At 59.4% G+C, this 19,359-nt stretch carries 15 protein-coding genes; 2 read left to right on the top strand and 13 right to left on the bottom strand.

Annotated elements, in window-relative coordinates; all coding sequences use genetic code 11:
* Positions 1-3: 3 nt before the first annotated feature.
* From GSF67_RS18315 to GSF67_RS18270, 10 genes are all read right to left on the bottom strand, one after another.
* Positions 4-735: a transporter substrate-binding domain-containing protein gene (locus GSF67_RS18315; RefSeq protein ID WP_006313773.1), complete on the bottom strand. Its 732-nt coding sequence runs from the start codon at positions 733-735 to the stop codon at positions 4-6.
* A gap of 27 nt (positions 736-762) precedes the next feature.
* Complete coding sequence (locus GSF67_RS18310; protein WP_006313774.1) at positions 763-1,251, bottom strand: MaoC family dehydratase; 489 nt, start codon at positions 1,249-1,251, stop codon at positions 763-765.
* Positions 1,252-1,305: 54 nt separating this feature from the next.
* Entirely contained in the window at positions 1,306-3,261 is a 1,956-nt protein-coding gene (gene glgX / locus GSF67_RS18305) for a glycogen debranching protein GlgX (RefSeq protein WP_035215759.1), read from the bottom strand.
* Positions 3,262-3,365: 104 nt separating this feature from the next.
* The gene (locus tag GSF67_RS18300) at positions 3,366-4,994 is read right to left on the bottom strand and encodes an alpha-D-glucose phosphate-specific phosphoglucomutase (protein WP_006313776.1); all 1,629 of its coding nucleotides are present in this window, start codon (positions 4,992-4,994) and stop codon (positions 3,366-3,368) included.
* A 4-nt stretch (positions 4,995-4,998) separates the two neighbouring features.
* Positions 4,999-6,441 carry a glycogen synthase GlgA gene (glgA, locus tag GSF67_RS18295; RefSeq protein ID WP_006313777.1) on the bottom strand — a complete coding sequence of 481 codons (1,443 nt, stop codon included), beginning with the start codon at positions 6,439-6,441 and terminating at the stop codon, positions 4,999-5,001.
* Between the two features lie 5 nt (positions 6,442-6,446).
* Positions 6,447-7,709, bottom strand: coding sequence for a glucose-1-phosphate adenylyltransferase (gene glgC, locus GSF67_RS18290; protein WP_006313778.1), 1,263 nt, complete (start codon positions 7,707-7,709; stop codon positions 6,447-6,449).
* 21 nt (positions 7,710-7,730) lie between these two features.
* Positions 7,731-9,938, bottom strand: a complete 2,208-nt coding sequence (gene glgB / locus GSF67_RS18285; protein WP_176072061.1) for a 1,4-alpha-glucan branching protein GlgB — start codon at positions 9,936-9,938, stop codon at positions 7,731-7,733.
* On the bottom strand, positions 9,938-12,400 hold the full coding sequence (locus tag GSF67_RS18280; RefSeq protein WP_006313780.1) for a glycogen/starch/alpha-glucan phosphorylase: 2,463 nt from the start codon (positions 12,398-12,400) through the stop codon (positions 9,938-9,940). Before GSF67_RS18280 ends, glgB begins: the two co-directional genes overlap by 1 nt.
* Before the next feature lie 484 nt (positions 12,401-12,884).
* Positions 12,885-13,655, bottom strand: a complete 771-nt coding sequence (locus GSF67_RS18275) for a class II glutamine amidotransferase (RefSeq protein WP_006313781.1) — start codon at positions 13,653-13,655, stop codon at positions 12,885-12,887.
* Positions 13,656-14,369 carry an aspartate/glutamate racemase family protein gene (locus tag GSF67_RS18270; protein WP_035215794.1) on the bottom strand — a complete coding sequence of 238 codons (714 nt, stop codon included), beginning with the start codon at positions 14,367-14,369 and terminating at the stop codon, positions 13,656-13,658.
* Positions 14,370-14,536: 167 nt separating this feature from the next.
* Here GSF67_RS18270 and GSF67_RS18265 point away from each other — a divergent pair, with 167 nt between their 5' ends.
* Positions 14,537-14,998: an Lrp/AsnC family transcriptional regulator gene (locus tag GSF67_RS18265; protein ID WP_006313784.1), complete on the top strand. Its 462-nt coding sequence runs from the start codon at positions 14,537-14,539 to the stop codon at positions 14,996-14,998.
* A gap of 18 nt (positions 14,999-15,016) precedes the next feature.
* On the opposite strand, the gene GSF67_RS18260 is transcribed toward GSF67_RS18265, so the two are convergent.
* From GSF67_RS18260 to GSF67_RS18250, 3 genes are all read right to left on the bottom strand, one after another.
* Positions 15,017-16,000 (bottom strand): aldose 1-epimerase, encoded by a 984-nt coding sequence (locus GSF67_RS18260; RefSeq protein ID WP_006313785.1) that lies wholly within the window; start codon positions 15,998-16,000, stop codon positions 15,017-15,019.
* 138 nt (positions 16,001-16,138) lie between these two features.
* Positions 16,139-17,032 carry an NAD(P)-dependent oxidoreductase gene (locus tag GSF67_RS18255; RefSeq protein ID WP_006313789.1) on the bottom strand — a complete coding sequence of 298 codons (894 nt, stop codon included), beginning with the start codon at positions 17,030-17,032 and terminating at the stop codon, positions 16,139-16,141.
* A 43-nt stretch (positions 17,033-17,075) separates the two neighbouring features.
* The gene (locus tag GSF67_RS18250) at positions 17,076-17,831 is read right to left on the bottom strand and encodes an SDR family oxidoreductase (protein WP_006313791.1); all 756 of its coding nucleotides are present in this window, start codon (positions 17,829-17,831) and stop codon (positions 17,076-17,078) included.
* Positions 17,832-18,045: 214 nt separating this feature from the next.
* Here GSF67_RS18250 and GSF67_RS18245 point away from each other — a divergent pair, with 214 nt between their 5' ends.
* Positions 18,046-19,077, top strand: coding sequence for an L-idonate 5-dehydrogenase (locus tag GSF67_RS18245; protein ID WP_006313793.1), 1,032 nt, complete (start codon positions 18,046-18,048; stop codon positions 19,075-19,077).
* Positions 19,078-19,359 lie beyond the last annotated feature (282 nt).

The following is a 19,359-nucleotide window of genomic DNA, read 5'->3' as shown; positions in this document are numbered from 1 at the left end:
CCTCTAGGTAACAGATGGCTGTCCTTCGATGCGGACAGGCGAAAGTGCTACATCGTCAAAGCCATATTCAAGCATCATAGTCCGGTATTCGGCTGTGTGCATACATCTCTTAATAGCGGAATTTACTGCGTTTCGGAGGCTCTCATCCTTCTTTCTAAAGGCGAAAGCACCTGCCGCGGGCTTTTTTTCTGAGCGCGATACCGGAACGATATCAAGTTCCAATCCGCGATGTCGTTCCAGAAAGCCGGAATGTGCGATTGCGACGCTCGCATAAGCATCCGCGTGTCCCTCGATAATGGCTTGGACAGCTTCTTCGTAAGTTTCAAATACGAGAATTCGGCTGGCAGGTACGCCTGCGTCCAGGCAGGCATTAAGTTGGGTCTGTTTGTTGATCGCGGCCAGCCTGCATTCGGGGTTGGCAGCCGCGGAAGCGTAGCCTCTTACGTTTTTGGGATTACCTTTTTTCACGAGCAGACCATCGGCGAGCGACCATATGGGCGTGCTGAAGGCCGCAACTTGCCTGCGCTCCATCGTATCGAACAAGCCGGTGGTCATATCCCAACGATTGTCTTCCAGACCTGAAAGCAAACTCGAAAACTCGGTTTCGATAAACTCGACATGGCTGAATCCTGCGATGGCGAGCGCACGTCGCGCTAATTCCACATCGCAGCCTGCTATTTCTCCTGTTTCTTTTCTGAAGTTAAAAGGAGGTTCTATCAAATAAGCAAATCTCATATTTTCCTCCCCAACACATTATGCGTTTCAGGCGTCTTCTGGCCTGTCTTCCGGGTTGAACTGGCTGATGGTGGTCCAGCGGGCGGTGAGCGCCGGCTTTTTTTCGTTTTCGATGTCCACCGTCACATCATAGGTCGTCATCAGCATGGCCGCGCCGCGAAAACGCGCTTCCGCCAGCGTAAACCGGCCACGCACCCGCGCACCGCTTTTCACGGGGGTGACGAAACGGACGGCATCGAAGCCGTAATTGATGCCCATGGTCTGCTCGCGAATGCGGGGCAGCGCGTCGTAATTCAGCGCCGAAAGCAGCGAAAGCGTCAGGAACCCATGGGCAATCGTGCCGCCAAAAGGGCTTTCAGCACGGGCGCGCTCGGGGTCCATATGGATGAACTGTTCATCCAGTGTCGCTTTCCCGAAGGCATTAATCATTGTCTGGTCGACGGTGATCCAGTCGGAAACACCCATTTCCGTGCCGACGCGGCCCTTTATTTCCGCCAGCGCAATTTCTTTTGTCATGTTACCTCGTCCGCATTGTTTCCCACGATTTATACGGCTGGTGACGCGAAGGGATCAACCGCGCAGATAAAACACCACGGAACGGGCGGGCAGGAAGGCGGGATTGCCGAAATCCGTGCCGATGGCGCGCCAACCATCGCCCGGCAAGGTGAAGGGAACGATGTCACGGCCGCGATTGATGAGCACGGCAAGCTCGGTAGCTTTGCCGGTTTCCCGGTCCGGGGTGGAAAGCACCATGGCGAAGGCCTGCCCATCCGGCCTCTCCCAGTCAGCAACCGTCATCGGTTCGCCGCCCGGGGCAAGCCATGTCACGTCGCCCCTGCCGGAGAAGAAGCCACTCTCAGAAAACACACCGAAGCGCTTGCGCAGTGCGGCGAGAAACGCTGTGTGGTCGATCAACTCAGGGACAAGCGATGACCAGTCGACCCAGCTTATCTCATTGTCCTGGCAATAGGCATTGTTATTGCCCTGCTGGCTGCGGCCACCCTCGTCGCCCGCCGTCAACATCAGGGTGCCGCGGCTGACGAAAAGCGTGGAAAGCAGCGCTTTCACATCCGCAAGGCGGGCGGCGACAATGGTGGGGTCGTCGGTCAGGCCTTCAAAACCATTGTTCCAGGAATGGTTGTCATTATGGCCGTCGCGATTGTTCTCGCCGTTCTTTTCATTGTGCTTGCGCTCATGGCTGACGAGATCGAACAGGGTGAAACCGTCATGGGCGGCAAGGAAATTGACGCTGCGGCTTTTTAAGCGGCCATGGCGGGAAAAGATCGGCGAGGAGCCGGACAGCGCATTGGCGAGCGCCCCGGTCATGCCAGCATCGCCACGCCAGAACCGGCGCATGTCATCGCGGGCGCGGTCGTTCCACTCCAGGAAACTCTCTGGGAAATTGCCAAGCTGATAACCGCCGGGGCCGATATCCCAGGGTTCGGCGATCAGCAGGCGGTCGTAAAGCACCGGGTCCGAATGCATGGCGGCCAGCGTCTCGCTCGCCATGTCGAAACCCGCGGCTGTTCTGCCGAGCACCGGCGCGAGATCGAAACGGAAGCCATCCACGCCGGCGTTGAGAACGAAATGCCGCAGCGAATCGACGATGAGCTGGCGGATATAGGGGTGGTCGCAGGCAACCGTATTGCCGGTGCCGGTATCGTTGACCAGCACGCCCGGCTTTCCCTGCGGGTGACGGAAAGCGGTGAGATTATCGAGGCCGCGCAGTGATAGAATCGAGCCTTCGATATCGCTTTCACCCGTATGGTTGAAGACCAGATCGAGAATGACGCCAATACCTTCCGCATGCAGCGCCGCAACCGTATCGCGCAGTTCCCGCACACCGCCGGGGCAGATGCGCGGATCGAGCGCCATGAAGCCGACCGGATTATAACCCCAGGCATTGGAAAGCCCGAGCGGCGGCAGGTGGCGTTCGTCGATCCAGGCGGTAATCGGCATCAATTCCACAGCATCGACGCCGATTTTTTTCAAATGCGCGAGAATGGCGGGATGCGCCAGTGCCGCGACGGTGCCCCTGATATCTTCAGGCACATCAGGATGCAGCTGGGTGAAGGATTTGACGGCAAGTTCGTAAATCAACCCGCCCCAGGCAAAACGAGGCGGCTGGCGCTTGACCGGCTCGTGCTCGGAAAGGATCGCCTTCGGCATGATCGCGCCTGTTTCAGCGCCAAAGACATAAAGCGAGGGATCGTGCCGGAAGGGGCGGTCGATCTCGGTGGCATAGGGGTCGAGCAGCAGCTTTGCAGGATCAAACCACAGACCATGTTCGGGGGCGTAAATGCCGTGGGCACGGAAGCCGTATCGCGTGCCGGGCCCGGCGTCTGCCTGTGTGAGCCGATGAACGTCGTCCTCGCCGCGCATCATCGGCAGGCGCGCCGTCTCTTTCTCGCCAGCGTCATCGAACAGGCAGAGATCGATTTGCGAGGCGTGGCGGGAATAGACAGTGAACTCCACTCCGTTTTCCGTTCGGGTTGCGCCTTTGGGGAAAACGGGTGGTATCTGCATGGTCTGTCTCTCCGGAGAATGGTGTGCCTCCTCCAGATCGGAGAAAGCAGAGGCAAGGCCGAATGAGGGGCGCTTGCGCGTCCCTCATGAGCGGGCGGACGTTATCAGGTAATGACAGTCGGTTCGCTGCGGCCGGTATGGGCCTTGATGCCGGCGATGGTATCGGCAACGGAAATCAGATCGGCGAGCGCCGTCTGCGTTTCGATGCCGTGACGGGCCGCATCCGGCTCGTAACGCTCGACGTAAAGGCGAAGCGTCGCGCCCGCAGTACCGGTGCCGGAAAGGCGCAGCACGATGCGCGAGCCACCTTCGAACAGGATGCGGATGCCCTGGTTCTTGCTGACAGACTGGTCGACCGGATCGTGATAGGCAAAATCATCCGCCGCCGCGACCTTCAGATTGCCGTAGCTGGTGCCGGGCAGTGTCGCGAGTTTTTCGCGCAGGATGGCCACCAGCGTGTTGGCGGCATCCGAATCCACTTCCTCATAGTCGTGGCGCGAATAATAGTTGCGGCCATATTCGGCCCAGTGCTTGGTGACGATGTCCTTCACACTTTCCTTGCGCGCCGCGACAATGTTCAGCCAGTAAAGCACGGCCCACAGGCCATCCTTTTCACGCACATGGTTCGAACCGGTGCCAAAGCTTTCCTCGCCGCAGATCGTCACCTTGCCGGCATCCATGAGATTGCCGAAGAATTTCCAGCCGGTCGGGGTTTCGTACATTCCAAGCCCGAGCTTTTCAGCGACGCGGTCGGCTGCCGCACTGGTCGGCATCGAGCGGGCGATGCCGGAAATGCCGGCGGCATAACCGGGCGCCAGCTTGGCATTGGCGGCGATGATCGCGAGACTATCGGAGGGAGTGACGAACATGCCCTTGCCGACAACCATATTGCGGTCGCCATCACCATCGGAAGCCGCGCCGAAATCCGGGCCTTCCGGGCTCATGACGTCGTCATAAAGCTCCTTGGCATGGACAAGGTTCGGATCGGGATGGTGGCCGCCGAAATCGGGCAGCGGTGTTGCGTTGCGGACGGAGCCCTTGGGAGCGCCGAGACGCTTTTCGAGGATCTCAACGGCATAGGGGCCGGTGACGGCGCTCATGGAATCGACGACGACCTTGAAGCCGCCGGCGATGAGAGAACGGATGGCGCCAAAATCGAACAGCTCTTCCATCAGCGCAGCATAATCGGCAACCGGATCGATAACGTCGACCGTTAGTTCATCCACCTTGAAGCTGCCGATCTTGTCGAGATCGATATCGGCTGCATCAGAGATTTTGTAGCTGTCGATGACCTTAGAGCGAGCATAGATCGCGTCGGTGATCTTTTCCGGTGCTGGGCCGCCATTGCCGATATTGTATTTGATGCCGAAATCTTCGGTCGGGCCGCCGGGATTATGGCTGGCGGAAAGCACGATGCCGCCGAAGGCCTTGTATTTGCGGATAACGTTGGAGGCGGCGGGCGTCGAGAGAATGCCGCCCTGACCGACCAGCACCTTGCCGAAACCGGCGGCGGCGGCCATTTTGATCGCCTTCTGGATGACTTCGCGGTTGTAATAACGGCCGTCGCCGCCGATCACCAGCGTCTGGCCCTCAAAACCTTCAAGCGCGTCGAAGATCGACTGGATGAAGTTCTCGGCATAATTTTCCTGGGCGAAGACTGGCACCTTCTTGCGCAGGCCGGATGTGCCCGGCTTCTGGTCCTGATAAGGCGTCGTCTTGATAGTCTTGATCATTGGTTCAATGGCCTTTCGAAATAAGCTGGCTATAAAGCGCGGCGTAGAGACCGGCGCTTTTTTCCCAGGAAACATCGGATTTCATTCCGAGTTTCTGCATTTGTGTCCACAGTTTCGGGTCGTGATAATAACGGACGGTCCGGCGGATCGCCTGTTTCAGACCGTCAAGTGTGACGGGTGAAAATTGTACGCCAGTTGCCGCCTTGCTGGCGAGGGCGGCATGGTTGGCGTCAATCACGGTGTCGGCAAGGCCGCCGGTGCGGGCGACGACCGGAATGCAGCCGTAACGCAACGCGTAAAGCTGGGTCAGGCCGCAGGGCTCGAAGCGAGAGGGAATGATGATCGCGTCGCAACCCGCCTGCATGAGATGCGACAGCGGCTCGTTGTAACCGATGGCAACACCGACGCGTCCATGGTGGCGGGATGCCGCCGCAAGAAGCGCGCCTTCCAGTGCCACATCGCCCGCGCCCAGCACGACCAGGCGGCCGCCGAGGGAAACGATCTCATCCACGGCTTCCGCCATGAGGTCGATGCCCTTCTGCCAGGTGAGGCGGGAGATGACGCAGAATAGCGGGCTGCCATCATCATCGATACGGAAATGTTCGGCGACCGCCTTCTTGTTCAGGGCACGGTTCTTGAGATTGGCGGCGGAATAATTGTCGTGGATCAGATGGTCGGTGGCTGGGTTCCAGACATCGGCGTCGATGCCGTTGACGATGCCGTGCAGCACATGGGCGCGGCTGCCGATCACCCCTTCAAGCCCCATGCCGAATTCCGCGGTCAGGATTTCTTCCGCATAGGATGGGCTGACCGTGCTGAGCGCGGTTGCCGTCTGCAAGCCGCCCTTGAGGAAGCTGACGTCGTTGTAATATTCGATGCCCTCCATGCCGAAGGCGTGAGCGGGCAGGGCAAGTTTGCTGAAGATGTTCGCGCCGAACTGGCCCTGAAAGGCAATGTTGTGGATGGTGAGAAGGCTCGGAATTTCCGGTGTTTCGGCATAACGCATATAGACAGGCGTCATGGCGGCCTGCCAGTCATGCGCGTGCACCATATCCGGCCGCCAGCCGGGGAGCACACCGGCGCCGATCCGCGCCGCCGCCAGTGACAGCGCCGCAAAACGCTTCCAGTTATCAGGATAATCCTTGCCGGTCTGGCCGAGATAGGGGCCGCCGGAACGCTCGTAATAGGCGGGCGCGTCGAGGATCAGAAGGTCTAGCCCTTCGTGTTGGACTTCGAGCAGATCGGCCTTTTCGCCAAGCAGATCGGTGAACTCAAAACATTTGACGGGGTCCGTCACGGCGGCTTTCACCGCCGGATAGCCGGGTATCAATGTCCGCGTTCTGACGCCGTGGGCTTCGAGCGCGATGGGGAGCGCGCCGACAACGTCGGCGAGCCCTCCGGTCTTGATCAGGGGATAAATTTCGGATGAAACCGAAAGGACATTCATGGGCTCTACAGGTCCAGCTTGTCGATCATCGATTGGGTGATAAGGCAGATGCCGCTTTCCGTGCGGCGGAAGCGTTTGGCATCCAGTTCGGGGTCTTCTCCTACAATCAGTCCTTCCGGAATGACCACGCCATGGTCGATGACGACATTGCTGAGCTGGGCATGACGCCCGATCTTCACACTCGGCAGTACTACGGCATTCTCAAGGCGGGAGTATGAATTGGCGCGCACCCCTGTGAACAGCAGGCTGCGGTTGAGCGCTGCACCGGAAATGATGCAGTCGCCGGAGACGACCGACGATACGGCCGAACCACGGCGATCTTCATCGTCATGCACGAATTTCGCCGGCGGGGTGATTTCCGCATAGGTCCAGATCGGCCAGGACTTGTCGTAGATATCGAGGTCCGGCACCACATCCGTGAGGTCGATATTGGCCTGCCAATAGGCATCGATGGTGCCGACGTCTCGCCAGTAGGGTTCGTGCTCGAAATCCGAACGCACGCAGGAATCAGCGAAGCGGTGCGCAACGGCTTTACCGTGTTCGACGATATAGGGAATGATGTCCTTGCCGAAGTCGCGGCTGGAGGTCGGATCGGCGGCATCGCGGCGCAGCGCTTCCATCAGGAACTTCGTGTGGAAGACGTAGATGCCCATCGAGGCGAGCGCAAAACCTTCATTGCCGGGAATGCCGGGCGGATCGGCCGGCTTTTCGATGAAGTCGATGATCTCGTCTTTTTCGTTCACATGCATCACGCCGAAGCCGGTCGCTTCCATGCGCGGCACTTCAAGGCAGCCGATCGTGACGTCGGCACCGGAATCGACATGCTGTTGCAGCATGTATTCGTAGTCCATTTTGTAAATATGGTCGCCGGCCAGAATGACCATATATTCTGGGGCATAGGGCTCGATGATGTCGATGTTCTGGTAAACCGCGTCGGCGGTGCCTTCGTACCATTGCGTTTCGGACACGCGCTGCGAAGCCGGCAGAATGTCGAAGCTTTCGTTACGCTCGGGACGGAAGAAGTCCCAGCCGCGTTGCAGGTGGCGGATGAGGGAGTGAGCCTTATATTGCGTGGCGACGCCGATGCGGCGAATACCGGAATTGAGCGCGTTGGAAAGCGCAAAATCGATGATACGCGCCTTACCGCCGAAATAAACCGCGGGTTTTGCCCGGCGATCCGTCAGTTCCTTCAGACGGCTTCCTCTTCCGCCTGCGAGGACATAGGCCATTGCATCACGCGCCAAAGGCTGAACTCTTTTTTCCGACATAGTGTCCTCCCTCTCTGTCTGTCAGTTTTCCGGTTCGAGCATGATCGTGGCAAGCGGCGGCAGGACGAGCATCGCCCCGATTTCTCCGCCGGCATCGACCGCCTGAACACGTCCGCCATTTCCCTTGCCGCTGCCGCCATAAATTTCGACATCGGTGTTGAGAATCTCCCTCCACCGCCCCGCAACAGGAAGCGGCACATAATAGTTCTCCCGGTAGACCGGGGTGAGATTGCAGATGACCGCCACCGGTTTTTCACCAGGCGCCGTGCGCAGCCAGGCGAAGACGGAATTCTCGTGATCATCGACGACAAGCCAGCGGAAGCCGTCGGGTTCGCAGTCACGGGCGTGCAGGGCGGCTTTGGATCGATAGGTGAGGTTGAGATCGCGCACGAGGCGGCGCATGCCTTCATGCATCGGATATTGGCGAAGGTTCCAGTCGAGCGATCCCTTTTCGCTCCATTCGCTCCACTGGGCGAACTCCTGCCCCATGAACAGCAGTTTCTTGCCGGGATAACCCCACATGAAGCCGTAATAGGACCGGAGATTGGCGAATTTCTGCCAGTCGTCGCCCGACATCTTGGCGATCAGCGATCCCTTGCCGTGCACCACCTCGTCATGGGAAAGCGGCAGCACGAAATTTTCGGTGAAGGCGTAAAGCAACCCGAAGGTCAGTTCCTGATGGTGGAATTTGCGGTGCACCGGCTCACGCGAGAAATAACTCAGCGTGTCGTGCATGAAGCCCATGTTCCATTTGAAGCCGAAACCAAGCCCGCCCTCGTGAACCGGCTGGGACACTTTCGGCCAGGAGGTGGATTCCTCTGCAATCGTCATGACGCCCGGATGAGTGCCGTAGACCAGGGAATTCATCTTCTGCAGGAAACGAACGGATTCGAGGTTTTCGCGCCCGCCATATTCGTTGGGGATCCACTCGCCTTCCTTGCGGGAATAATCGAGATAGAGCATCGAGGCGACTGCATCGACACGCAGGCCGTCGAGATGGAATTTCTCGGCCCAATAAAGCGCATTGTTGATGAGGTAGGACATCACCTCGATGCGGCCGAAATTATAGATGGCCGTGTTCCAGTCGGGATGAAAACCCTGACGCGGATCGGCATGTTCGTAAAGCGCCGTGCCATCGAACCAGCGCAGCCCGTGCTCGTCGGTGGGGAAGTGCGCGGGAACCCAGTCCAGCAGAACACCTATGCCGACCTTGTGGGCGCCATTGACGAAACGCGCAAAACCTTCCGGATCGCCGAAACGGGCGGTCGGGGCGTAAAGGCCGGTCGTCTGGTAACCCCAGGAGGGATCATAGGGATGTTCGGTAATCGGCAGGAACTCGATATGAGTGAAGCCCATATCCGTGCAATAGGGAATGAGTTGCGCGGCCAGCTCGTCCCAGCTGAGGAAAGTGCCGTCCTCGCGGCGCTGCCAGGAACCGGCATGCACCTCATAGATGCTGATCGGCTGGCGGCGCTGGTCCACCTGTGCCCAATGTTCGCGATGGGCCTGGTCTTCCCATTTCTGCGTCAATTCCGGCGCAGTGACGGAAGCGTTCTTCGGCCGCAATTCACCGCGCCGCGCATAGGGGTCGGCCTTAAGCGGCAGAAGCTCGCCGTTCGCACCGAGGATTTCGAATTTGTAGGCGCAGCCGGCATAGACGTCAGGCGCGAAGATTTCCCAGATGCCGGTATCCTTGCGGAAGCGCATCACATGCCGGCGACCGTCCCAATTGTTGAAATCGCCGACCACGGAAACGCGCCGCGCATTGGGAGCCCAGACGGCGAAGTGGAAACCTTCGACGCCCTCGAGCTTCAGCGGATGCGCGCCCATCCTGTCGAATAGCCGCAGATGCGAGCCCTCGCGTACGAAATAATCGTCCATGGGGCCAAGAACCGGGCCGAAGCTGTAAGGGTCGGTCACCGCCCATTCGGCATCATCGCGGCAGGCGCGGTAACGCACAGGCTGGCGCTTTGAAAGATCGATCCGGCCTTCGAAAAAACCGTCCGGATCGATCTGCTTTAATTCGCCCACGAAATTTCCGTCCAGCGTCAGGACGGAAACCTCCTCGGCACCGGGAATGAAACAGCGGGCGGAAAACCCTTCCGGCGTTTCGTGAACGCCGAGAAGGGCAAAGGGATTGGAGTGCAAACCGCTCTTGATCGCCTCGATTTCAGCCTTCGTGATGTCGCCAGTCTTTTTCTCTTCGGCCGAATTGAGCGGTTTTTTCATCAGGCTCTCCAGATCTCGGTGGCATATTGGCGGATCGTCCTGTCGGACGAGAACCAGCCCATACGCGCCGTGTTGCGCACTGCTTTCGTATTCCAGCTATCCTGATCGCTCCAGATCGCGTCCACCTTGCGCTGTGCATCGGCATAGGCGTCGAAATCGGCAGCCACCATGAACCAGTCGCTGTTGTAGATGCCATCCATCAGGGCGGAAAACCGCGAACGGTCATCCGGTGAAAACACGCCCGACGCGATTGATGACAGCGCCTGCGACAATTCCGCAGACCCTTCGATGATGGCGCGGGGATTATGGCCTTCGGCGCGAGCCCTGGAGACTTCTTCCGCCGTCATGCCGAAGATGACGATGTTGTCAGCGCCGACATGTTCGAGCATTTCCACATTCGCGCCATCGAGCGTGCCGATGGTGAGCGCGCCGTTCAGGGCAAATTTCATGTTGCCGGTGCCGGACGCTTCCATGCCGGCGGTCGAAATCTGTTCGGAAAGATCGGCGGCGGGAACCATGATTTCCGCAAGCGAGACGTTGTAGTTCGGAATAAACACCACCTTCAGAAGCCCGCGCACGGCCGGGTCGTTGTTGATGACCCGGGCAATATCGTTGGCAAGCTTGATGATCAGCTTCGCGTTGTGATAACTCGGCGCCGCCTTGCCTGCGAAGAACTTAACGCGCGGCACCCAATCCAGTTCCGGGTGGGAACGGATCTGGTCGTAAAGCGCCACCGTTTCGATAAGGTTCAGAAGCTGGCGCTTATATTCGTGGATGCGCTTGATCTGGATGTCGAACATGGCCGAAGGATCGACGCGGATGCCCATGCGCTGCGCCACGGTGTTGGCGAGGCGCACCTTGTTCAGGCGCTTCACTTCGGCGAATTTCTCACGGAAACCGGCATCGTCGGCGAAACGGTCAAGCGCGATGAGCTTTTCCGCATCGTCGAGGAAATCGTCGCCGATGGCTTCCCGGATCAACCCGGTGAGGCCGGGGTTACACTGCATCAGCCAGCGGCGCGGGGTGATGCCGTTGGTCTTGTTATTGATCCGTTCAGGATAGAGGCTGTGCAGGTCGGCAAAGACCGTTTCCTTCATCAACTCAGTATGAAGCGCCGAAACGCCATTGATGGAATGCGAGCCGATGAAGGCGAGATTGCCCATGCGCACACGGCGCTCGCCGCCTTCATCGATCAGCGAGATCGAGCGGATCTGCTGATCCGCCATCTTCTTTTCCTTGCGGGCAAAGAGCAGCGTATTGGCGTTGATCGCGTAGACGATCTGCATATGTCTTGGAAGAAGACGCTCGAGCAGCGGCACCGGCCAGCTTTCCAACGCTTCGGGCAGAAGCGTGTGGTTGGTGTAGGAGAAGGTGCCCTGGGTGATCTTCCAGGCCTCGTCGAATTCAAGACCGTGCACATCACAGAGCAGGCGTATCATTTCACAGATGGAAATGGCCGGATGGGTATCGTTGAGCTGAATCGAGACCTTGTCCGGCAACGAGGTGAAGTCAGGATATTGCTGGAGATGGCGGCGCAGAATGTCCTGCAGCGAGGCGGAGGAGAAGAAGAACTCCTGCCGCAGGCGCAGTTCCTGCCCGGCCGGGGTCGCATCGGCAGGGTAGAGAACCCGCGTCAGGCTTTCCGCCTTGTTGCTCTCGCGCAATGCGCCGATATGGTCGCCGGCATTAAAGGCGGCCAAGAGAATGGGGTCGATAGGCTGCGCAGACCATAACCGCAACGTGTTGACGCGGGTGCCGCGCCAGCCGACGACCGGGGTGTCATAGGCCATGGCGATCACACGTTCGGCCGGTTTCCAGACGAAACGCTGCGGGTCTTCATATCCGCCGATCGTCTCCACCGATCCGCCGAAGCCGATTTCATAGGAGCTTTCGCGGCGTTCGAACTCCCAGGGGTTGCCATGCGCCAGCCAGGTTTCCGGCAATTCCACCTGCCATCCATCCGCCATCTGCTGGCGGAAGAGGCCGTGCACGTAACGAATGCCGTAACCATAGGCGGGAATATCGACTGTTGCCATGGATTCCATGAAACAGGCGGCGAGACGGCCGAGGCCGCCATTGCCGAGTGCAGCATCCGGCTCCAGCCCTGCGATGACATCCAGATCGACGCCAAGCGAGGACAGCGCATCGCGGATTTCATGCATCAGGCCGATATTGGAGATGGCGTCGCGCATCAGGCGGCCGATCAGAAATTCCAGCGACAGATAATAAACGCGCTTGGAATTGTCGGCATAGGCCTTGCGGGTGGATGCCATCCATTTGTCGATGATGCGGTCGCGCACGACGAGGATGGTTGCGGTCAGCCAGTCATGCGGTTTCGCAACCTTGACGTCCTTGCCGATGCGGTAGGTCAGTCGCTCGATGATTTCCGCAGCCATGATTTCCGGGTTGGAACTGCGCGGGGCGGGGCGGGGAAGATCGGCGGCGGTAAGATTATTGATCATTGGTCGGTCAGCACCTTGGTGGGAGGAGAGGGTCTGAGAGGTCGATCCGTGTTGCCTTTGCTGATGCCAGTTTATGCATCGATATGGAGGTGTGGCAACAGCAATTTTTACGGAAAGTTGAACGGCTTAGGGTTATGAAAAATAAGACTTTTTCTTCCGCGTCCCAAGGATCGCCGAAGGCATTACCAGCCCTTTATCCGCCGTTACCGAAAAGGTTCGCGTGGTCGTTGCGATGCCGGGCATCGTTCAAAAAAGGGAAAGAGGCTGCAACACTTTATAAATGGTTCACCGGTCCTGAAATCTGTTTCGCTCAATTATCATGTTTAAACACCGGGCCGAAAACCGCGCACGGGTTTCAGCCTGATGCCCTGAACCACACACTAGCCTTCGCGGCTGCAAAAGTTCAATGAAAATAAATGGGTCTTCGCCGCAGCCTCACCGGTCCCCGGTGGCGGTTGCGCGAAACCGGGCGATAATAACGTGTTCACCCCAGGCAAAAAGGCTGCGCCACCATTTCGCCTGCGCGGATCGTCACGCTGGTGTTCGGTGGAACGGCGCACCAGGGGGTGCAATCGAAGGAAAAGGGCTCGGAACTCAACGCAATGCCCTCTTCCAACCCGCGCCAGTAGAGGGTCGGCGGTTTGTCGTCGCTTGACCAGCGGAAGGCATGCACGCAATCGCCATCCATCAGTACCGCGCTGAAGCGCAGAGCCGAAGACACGCCCGCCGCAACCATCTTTTCCTGGCAGAGGCGGAGCGCGGTAGAAATGGCGCGAACCGGATCCGCATCGAGACCAAGGCCGGCGGCAATCAGGAAAATGGCTTCGCTGTCGCCGGTGCCGCGCCGGGATGCATAGATATCGTCCGGGATAAGGGAATCGATGTCGCGCCTTATCTGCTCGTAACCGCCGATCTGGCCGTTATGCATGAACAGATATTGGCCATGCGCAAAGGGATGGCAATTGGCACGGGATACCTCGCCTGACGTGGCGGAGCGGACATGGGCCATGAACATGCCGGAGCGCAATTGCTGGCAGAGCGCGGCCAGATTGGCATCGGACCAGGCGGGCCGGGTGTCGCGAAAGACGCCGGGCGTTCCCCGTTCGCCATACCAGCCAAGGCCGCAGCCATCGCCGTTGACGACGGTTTTTGCTTCTCTTGCGGCCATGGACTGGCTTACCAATGATGCTTCCGGCTCGATCAGCAGGCTGTCGAGCCAGACAGGTTTACCGGAATAGGCAAAAAGGCGGCACATTCATGCGGCTCTGTCGAATGCCTTGTCTCCGAGCGCGAAGTCGACGGCGGCCTTCGCGTGAATGGCGGTTGAATCATACCCCGGCAGCGGCAGCGCATCGGGATCGATCAGTAGTGAAATTTCCGTGCAGCCGAGAATGACGGAATCGACGCCGAGTGCACGGGCCTTTTCGATGACGGCAAGGTAGCGTTCGCGCGAGCAGGACTTGATTTCGCCCTGGCACAGTTCGCCGAAAATGATGTCATGGATCGCAGCGCGGTCGTCCGCTTCGGGCACGACCAGGTCCACACCATGCTGGCGCATCCGGTCAGTATAGAAGCCATGTTCCATCGTGTAGCGGGTGGCGAGCAGCAGCGGCTTGCGACGCCCGTCCGCCTTCAGGGCGGCCGCCGTTTCGTCGATGATGTCGATCAGGGCGACGCCCGACATTTTCTCAACCGTGTCTGCAACGAGATGCATTGTGTTGGTGCAGATCAGCACACAATCGGCACCGGCATTGGCAAGGCGTGCACCGGCAGCGCCCAGAAGCGCGCCCGCTTCATCCCAGCGGTCAGCCTTCTGAAGGGCGACAACCTCGGAAAAATCGAGCGAATGCATGACGATATCAGCCGAGACCAGACCGCCGCGGCTGTCGCGCACGGCCTCGTTGATCATGCGGTAATAGGTTGCGGTGGATTCCCAGCTCATGCCGCCGATCAGGCCGATGCGTTTCATAAGTTTCCCCTTATCGAGTTTGATTGAAGACAAGAATGCCATCGCCGCCACGAAAACGGCGTGCGTTTTTTCATGGTTTTCAGGCTGCATATGCAAGTAAGGGGCGGTATTTGCGCAAACTCTGCAAAATTCTTGCGTTATTGCGTTAACCTGTGCATTCTTTCCGGATGATTGATGATCGCGACCGCCGAATCCTTGCGATTCTCCAGGAAAATGCCGAAACGCCGCTCGCCGACATTGCGGAGCAGGTTTCCCTGTCGTTATCCGCCTGTTCGCGCCGTATCACGCGATTGCGCACCGAAGGCTATGTGACCGGCACGATGGCGCTGCTCGACCGACGGAAGATCAACCTTCCGACCACGGTTTTCCTGCTGGTGAGGACGGGGCTGCATGCGGAAGACTGGCTGGACAGGTTCCATGCCGCCGTCAGCACCATACCTGAAATCGTCGAGGTTCACCGGCTGACCGGCAATTTCGACTATATTCTGAAACTGGTGCTGCCGAATGTCGAATATTACGACACGGTCTACAAACAGATCCTGCGCCGCGTCCAGCTTTACGACATGTCCGCCTATATCTCCATGGAAACGGTGAAGCTGTCTTCGTCGCTGCCGACGACGCATATCTGAGGGACCATCGAGCTCCTCTCAGCGGCCCGCCTCAAAACGGACGCCGAAGCGGAAGCTGCGCGTCTCGCCCGGTTGCAAGGTAATTGCAGCGGCGAGTTCCCCGTGGTTGAAGGCATTGGTGGGCGTTTCCACCGGTTCGAGCGCGATGGATTGCCGCCTGTCGCGGGCGAGCGTATCGCCGGTGAAGACATGCATGTGGCCACGCTCGTGCCAGACCGTGAGGCTCGATCCGTTATGCCGGTTTTCGAGCCGTGTTTCGTAAAGTCCGTTTTCGGATGCGATCAGATCGGTGAAGCAGACATCCGCTACATGACCGGATAGCGGCGCATAGAGAAAGCGGGTGTCGTCCCGTGTGACGATGCCGCCCTGCTGATCCCGCAGGGGAATGAGATCGTCGTCCGTTTCGATCGCGGTTCGCGAGGGCAGCGTGAGAAGAAGGTCGTCGATGGACGTCGAACCGGGCAGGCGAAAATAGGGATGCCAGCCGGCGGCGAAAGGCAAAGGCCGGTCGCCGCGATTGGTGCCGCGTATGTCGATGGTGACGTCGTGGCCCGCAAAGCGATACTCCACCTCGATGGTGAGCCGATAGGGGTAACCCTTGAAATCGCCGGGCGCGATTTCCGTCCGGAAGACAAGAATTTGCGCGCCATTTTCCTCGAAGGACTGGTTGAGAACAAAGGGCAGGGCGCGGGCGAAGCCGTGGAAAACAAGGTCTTCATGGTCAAGCACCGGCTCGATGTGGTGCGTTTCGCCGCCGAAATCATATCGGCCTTGCGGAATGCGGTTGGTGAAGGGCGCAAGAATGCCGTTTCTCACGCCGTTCTGCGACTGCAATTCCGCGGCTGTCAGATATCCGTCAACCAGATCCTCGCCCTTTTCGCCATCGGCAGAGAGCGGTCGCCAGCTGAGAAGCGTTGCGCCCTCATAAGCGATCTCGGCGCAAAAACCGTTGCCGGAAACGGTCAGACCGGCAATCCCCGTGCCTGTTGCGGAAGTGGTCATCGGGAATTGTCCTTTACATGCATGCATCTGCGACGGCCGGGCCGATTGCCTCGCCGATTCGCCCGATCATCTTCGCTGCAGCGACATTTCGCAATGGCTATGATGCGCCGCACACATCCGTGGCGCTCGCGATGAAAATCAGTCAGGGAAGGTTTGTTTTGCGCCGCTGAAAAATTCCATCAGCGCCGCCTGGTCTTCTCCGCCGAGCCCCGCCGCCGTCAGCATGCGGTGCACCTCGGCGCAAACCGCAGTCAGCGGCATGGCCGTGTTGGTGCGCCGGGCAAGATCCTGCGCGCCGTTCAGATCCTTGACCATATTGTCGATGCGGCCGGTGCGGCGGTAATCCTTCGCCACATAGCGTGGCATGTATTCCTGAAGGATGGCGCTATCGGCGCGGCCGCCCTTCAGCGCCTGCGGTATCTTGGCGGCATCGACGCCGGCATCCAGCGCGAGCTGCGTTGCTTCCGCCACCGCAAGGAAGTTTAGGCCGCACAGAACCTGATTGATGAGCTTGGTTGTCTGCCCGGCGCCACAGGGGCCCATATGGGTGTAGTTGCTGGCGACATGCTGCAGCACGCGATGGGCATCGGCCACATCCTTCTCGCTGCCGCCAGCCATCAGCGTCAATTGCCCGATGAGCGCCTTGGGTGCGCCGCCCGAAAGCGGGCTATCCACCCAGCGCAGGCCCTTTTCAGCGGCGTCGGCCGCCAGTTCCTTGGTCGCTTCCGGGTCGATGGAGGACATGTCGATAATTAGCGTGCCGGCTTTTGCCCCTGCCGCCACGCCATCCTTGCCGAAGACGGCGATGCGAACAATTTTCGGCGAGTTGAGGCTGAGGATGACCACGTCGGAAACCGCGGCCGCCTCTGCCGCCGTTCGAGCGCTCTCCGCACCAAGGCTTGTCAGCGCCGCGACCTTTTCCGCATCCAGATCGAAAACCGTCAGGTGATTGCCGGTTTCCACCAGCCGTGTGCCGATCGCGCCGCCCATGGCGCCCGCGCCGATGAGAGCAATGTTGTTCTTCCCGGTCATGCTGTTTACGGCCTCCTCCCAAGGTGTCGTGTTTTGGTATTTGTCACAGGGACGCGGTGATGCCGCCGTCGACGTAGAGAATATGGCCGTTCACGAAGGACGACGCGTCGGACGACAGGAAAATGCAGGCTCCGACAAGCTCTTCCACCTTGCCCCAGCGTCCGGCCGGCGTGCGCTTTTCAAGCCAGGCCGAAAACGTCTCGTCTGCGACAAGGGCGGCGTTGAGCGGGGTATCGAAATAACCGGGCGCAATGGCATTGCACTGCAGGCCATATTTGGCCCAGTCTGTCGCCATGCCCTTGGTCAGATTGCCGACGGCACCCTTGGTGGCGGTGTAGGGCGCGATGCCGGGGCGGGCAAGCGCTGTCTGAACGCTGGCGATATTGATGATCTTGCCGCGCCCGCGCGAAATCATGTGGCGCGCGGTTGCCTGTCCGACGTGGAATACCGAGGCGATGTTGGTTTGCAGCAGGCGCTCGAAGGCGTCGGCCGGAAAATCCTCGAGCGGCGTGCGGTGCTGCATGCCGGCATTGTTGACGAGAATATCGATCGCGCCCACCTCCGCTTCGAAGCGGTCGATGGCCTCGCGCACCGCGCCGTGATCGGTGGCGTCGAAGGCAAGTGTTCTCGCGCCCTTGATGCCGGCAGCGGCTGCTTTCAGCTTCGCTTCGTCGCGCCCGTTCAGCACCACTTCCGCCCCGGCTTCCGAAAGCCCTTGCGCCAGCGCGAAACCGATGCCCTGGGACGAACCCGTGAACAGGGCGCGGCGGCCGGAAAGATCGAACAAATTAAGGCCCACTGTTTCCTCCAGTCTCTCGACATTGCATTCTTGAAGATATATGTTACCGATAACATTCATCCGTTTGAGGGCGGATGTCAAGGCTGGCGCGCCCGTTTTCGGTACGTATCGGGCGGGTGGCGAACTGGCAAGGCGGGTCAAGGTCCGTCGTGCGGCAGCAAGTTGGATGCGGAATTTTATGCGCCGCAGTGGCGGACGCTTGAACGGAGTTGTCATGAAAGCGATTGTAGCCCACGGGGCAAAGGATGTGCGCATCGAAGACCGGCCGGAGGAAAAGCCGGGACCGGGCGAGGTGCGGCTTTGTCTGGCGAGGGGCGGAATCTGCGGCAGCGATCTGCATTATTACAATCATGGCGGTTTCGGTGCCGTGCGGCTCCGTGAACCCATGGTGCTAGGCCATGAGGTTTCTGCCGTCATCGAGGAACTGGGCGAAGGCGTGGAGGGGCTGAAGATCGGCGGTCTGGTGGCGGTTTCGCCGTCGCGCCCATGCCGGACCTGCCGCTTCTGCCAGGAGGGTCTGCACAATCAGTGCCTCAACATGCGGTTTTATGGCAGCGCCATGCCTTTCCCGCATATTCAGGGCGCGTTCCGGGAAGTTCTGGTGGCGGACGCCCTGCAATGCGTGCCGGCAGACGGTCTCAGCGCCGGGGAAGCCGCCATGGCGGAACCGCTGGCGGTGACGCTGCACGCCACACGCCGGGCCGGTGATTTGCTAGGGAAACGTGTGCTCGTCACGGGTTGCGGCCCCATCGGCATTCTCTCCATTCTGGCTGCGCGCCGGGCAGGTGCGGCTGAAATCGTCGCCACCGACCTTTCCGATTTCACGCTCGCCAAAGCGCGTGAAGCGGGGGCGGACCGTGTCATCAACAGCAAGGATGAGCCCGATGCGCTCGCCGCTTATGGTGCAAACAAGGGAACCTTCGACATTCTCTATGAATGCTCGGGTGCGGCCGTGGCGCTTGCCGGCGGCATTACGGCACTGCGGCCGCGCGGCATCATCGTCCAGCTCGGGCTCGGCGGCGATATGAGCCTGCCGATGATGGCGATCACAGCCAAGGAACTCGACCTGCGTGGTTCCTTTCGCTTCCACGAGGAATTCGCCACCGGCGTCGAGCTGATGCGCAAGGGCCTGATCGACGTCAAACCCTTCATCACCCAGACCGTCGATCTTGCCGACGCCATCTCGGCCTTCGAATTCGCCTCGGATCGCAGCCGCGCCATGAAGGTGCAGATCGCCTTTTCCTAAGCGCATTTGCTGCGGACAGTGATGAGCTATTTTCAATCGGTGGCGGATAATTCCGCCGCCGATTTTTTATGCATGGTTTTGGGCGTGGCGCGATCTAGCGGCGCTGTTACCGATATCATGGATTTGCGATGAGGCCGCGGCCTCAAGCAGCGCAATCCGCTCTGATGCCGGGGATTCCAGTCTCATATTTTGCGGCCCCTGACCGCCCTTTGCCGATCTGCCCCACCGGTTTGCACATTTTGACGCAGGTCAAAAAGGTGATTTGCTGCCTGCGGTTTTTTG

The sequence above is a fragment of the Agrobacterium sp. CGMCC 11546 genome (assembly GCF_013365515.1).
Lineage (GTDB): Bacteria > Pseudomonadota > Alphaproteobacteria > Rhizobiales > Rhizobiaceae > Agrobacterium > Agrobacterium fabrum.
This window is presented reverse-complemented; position numbering and strand designations above follow the sequence as displayed.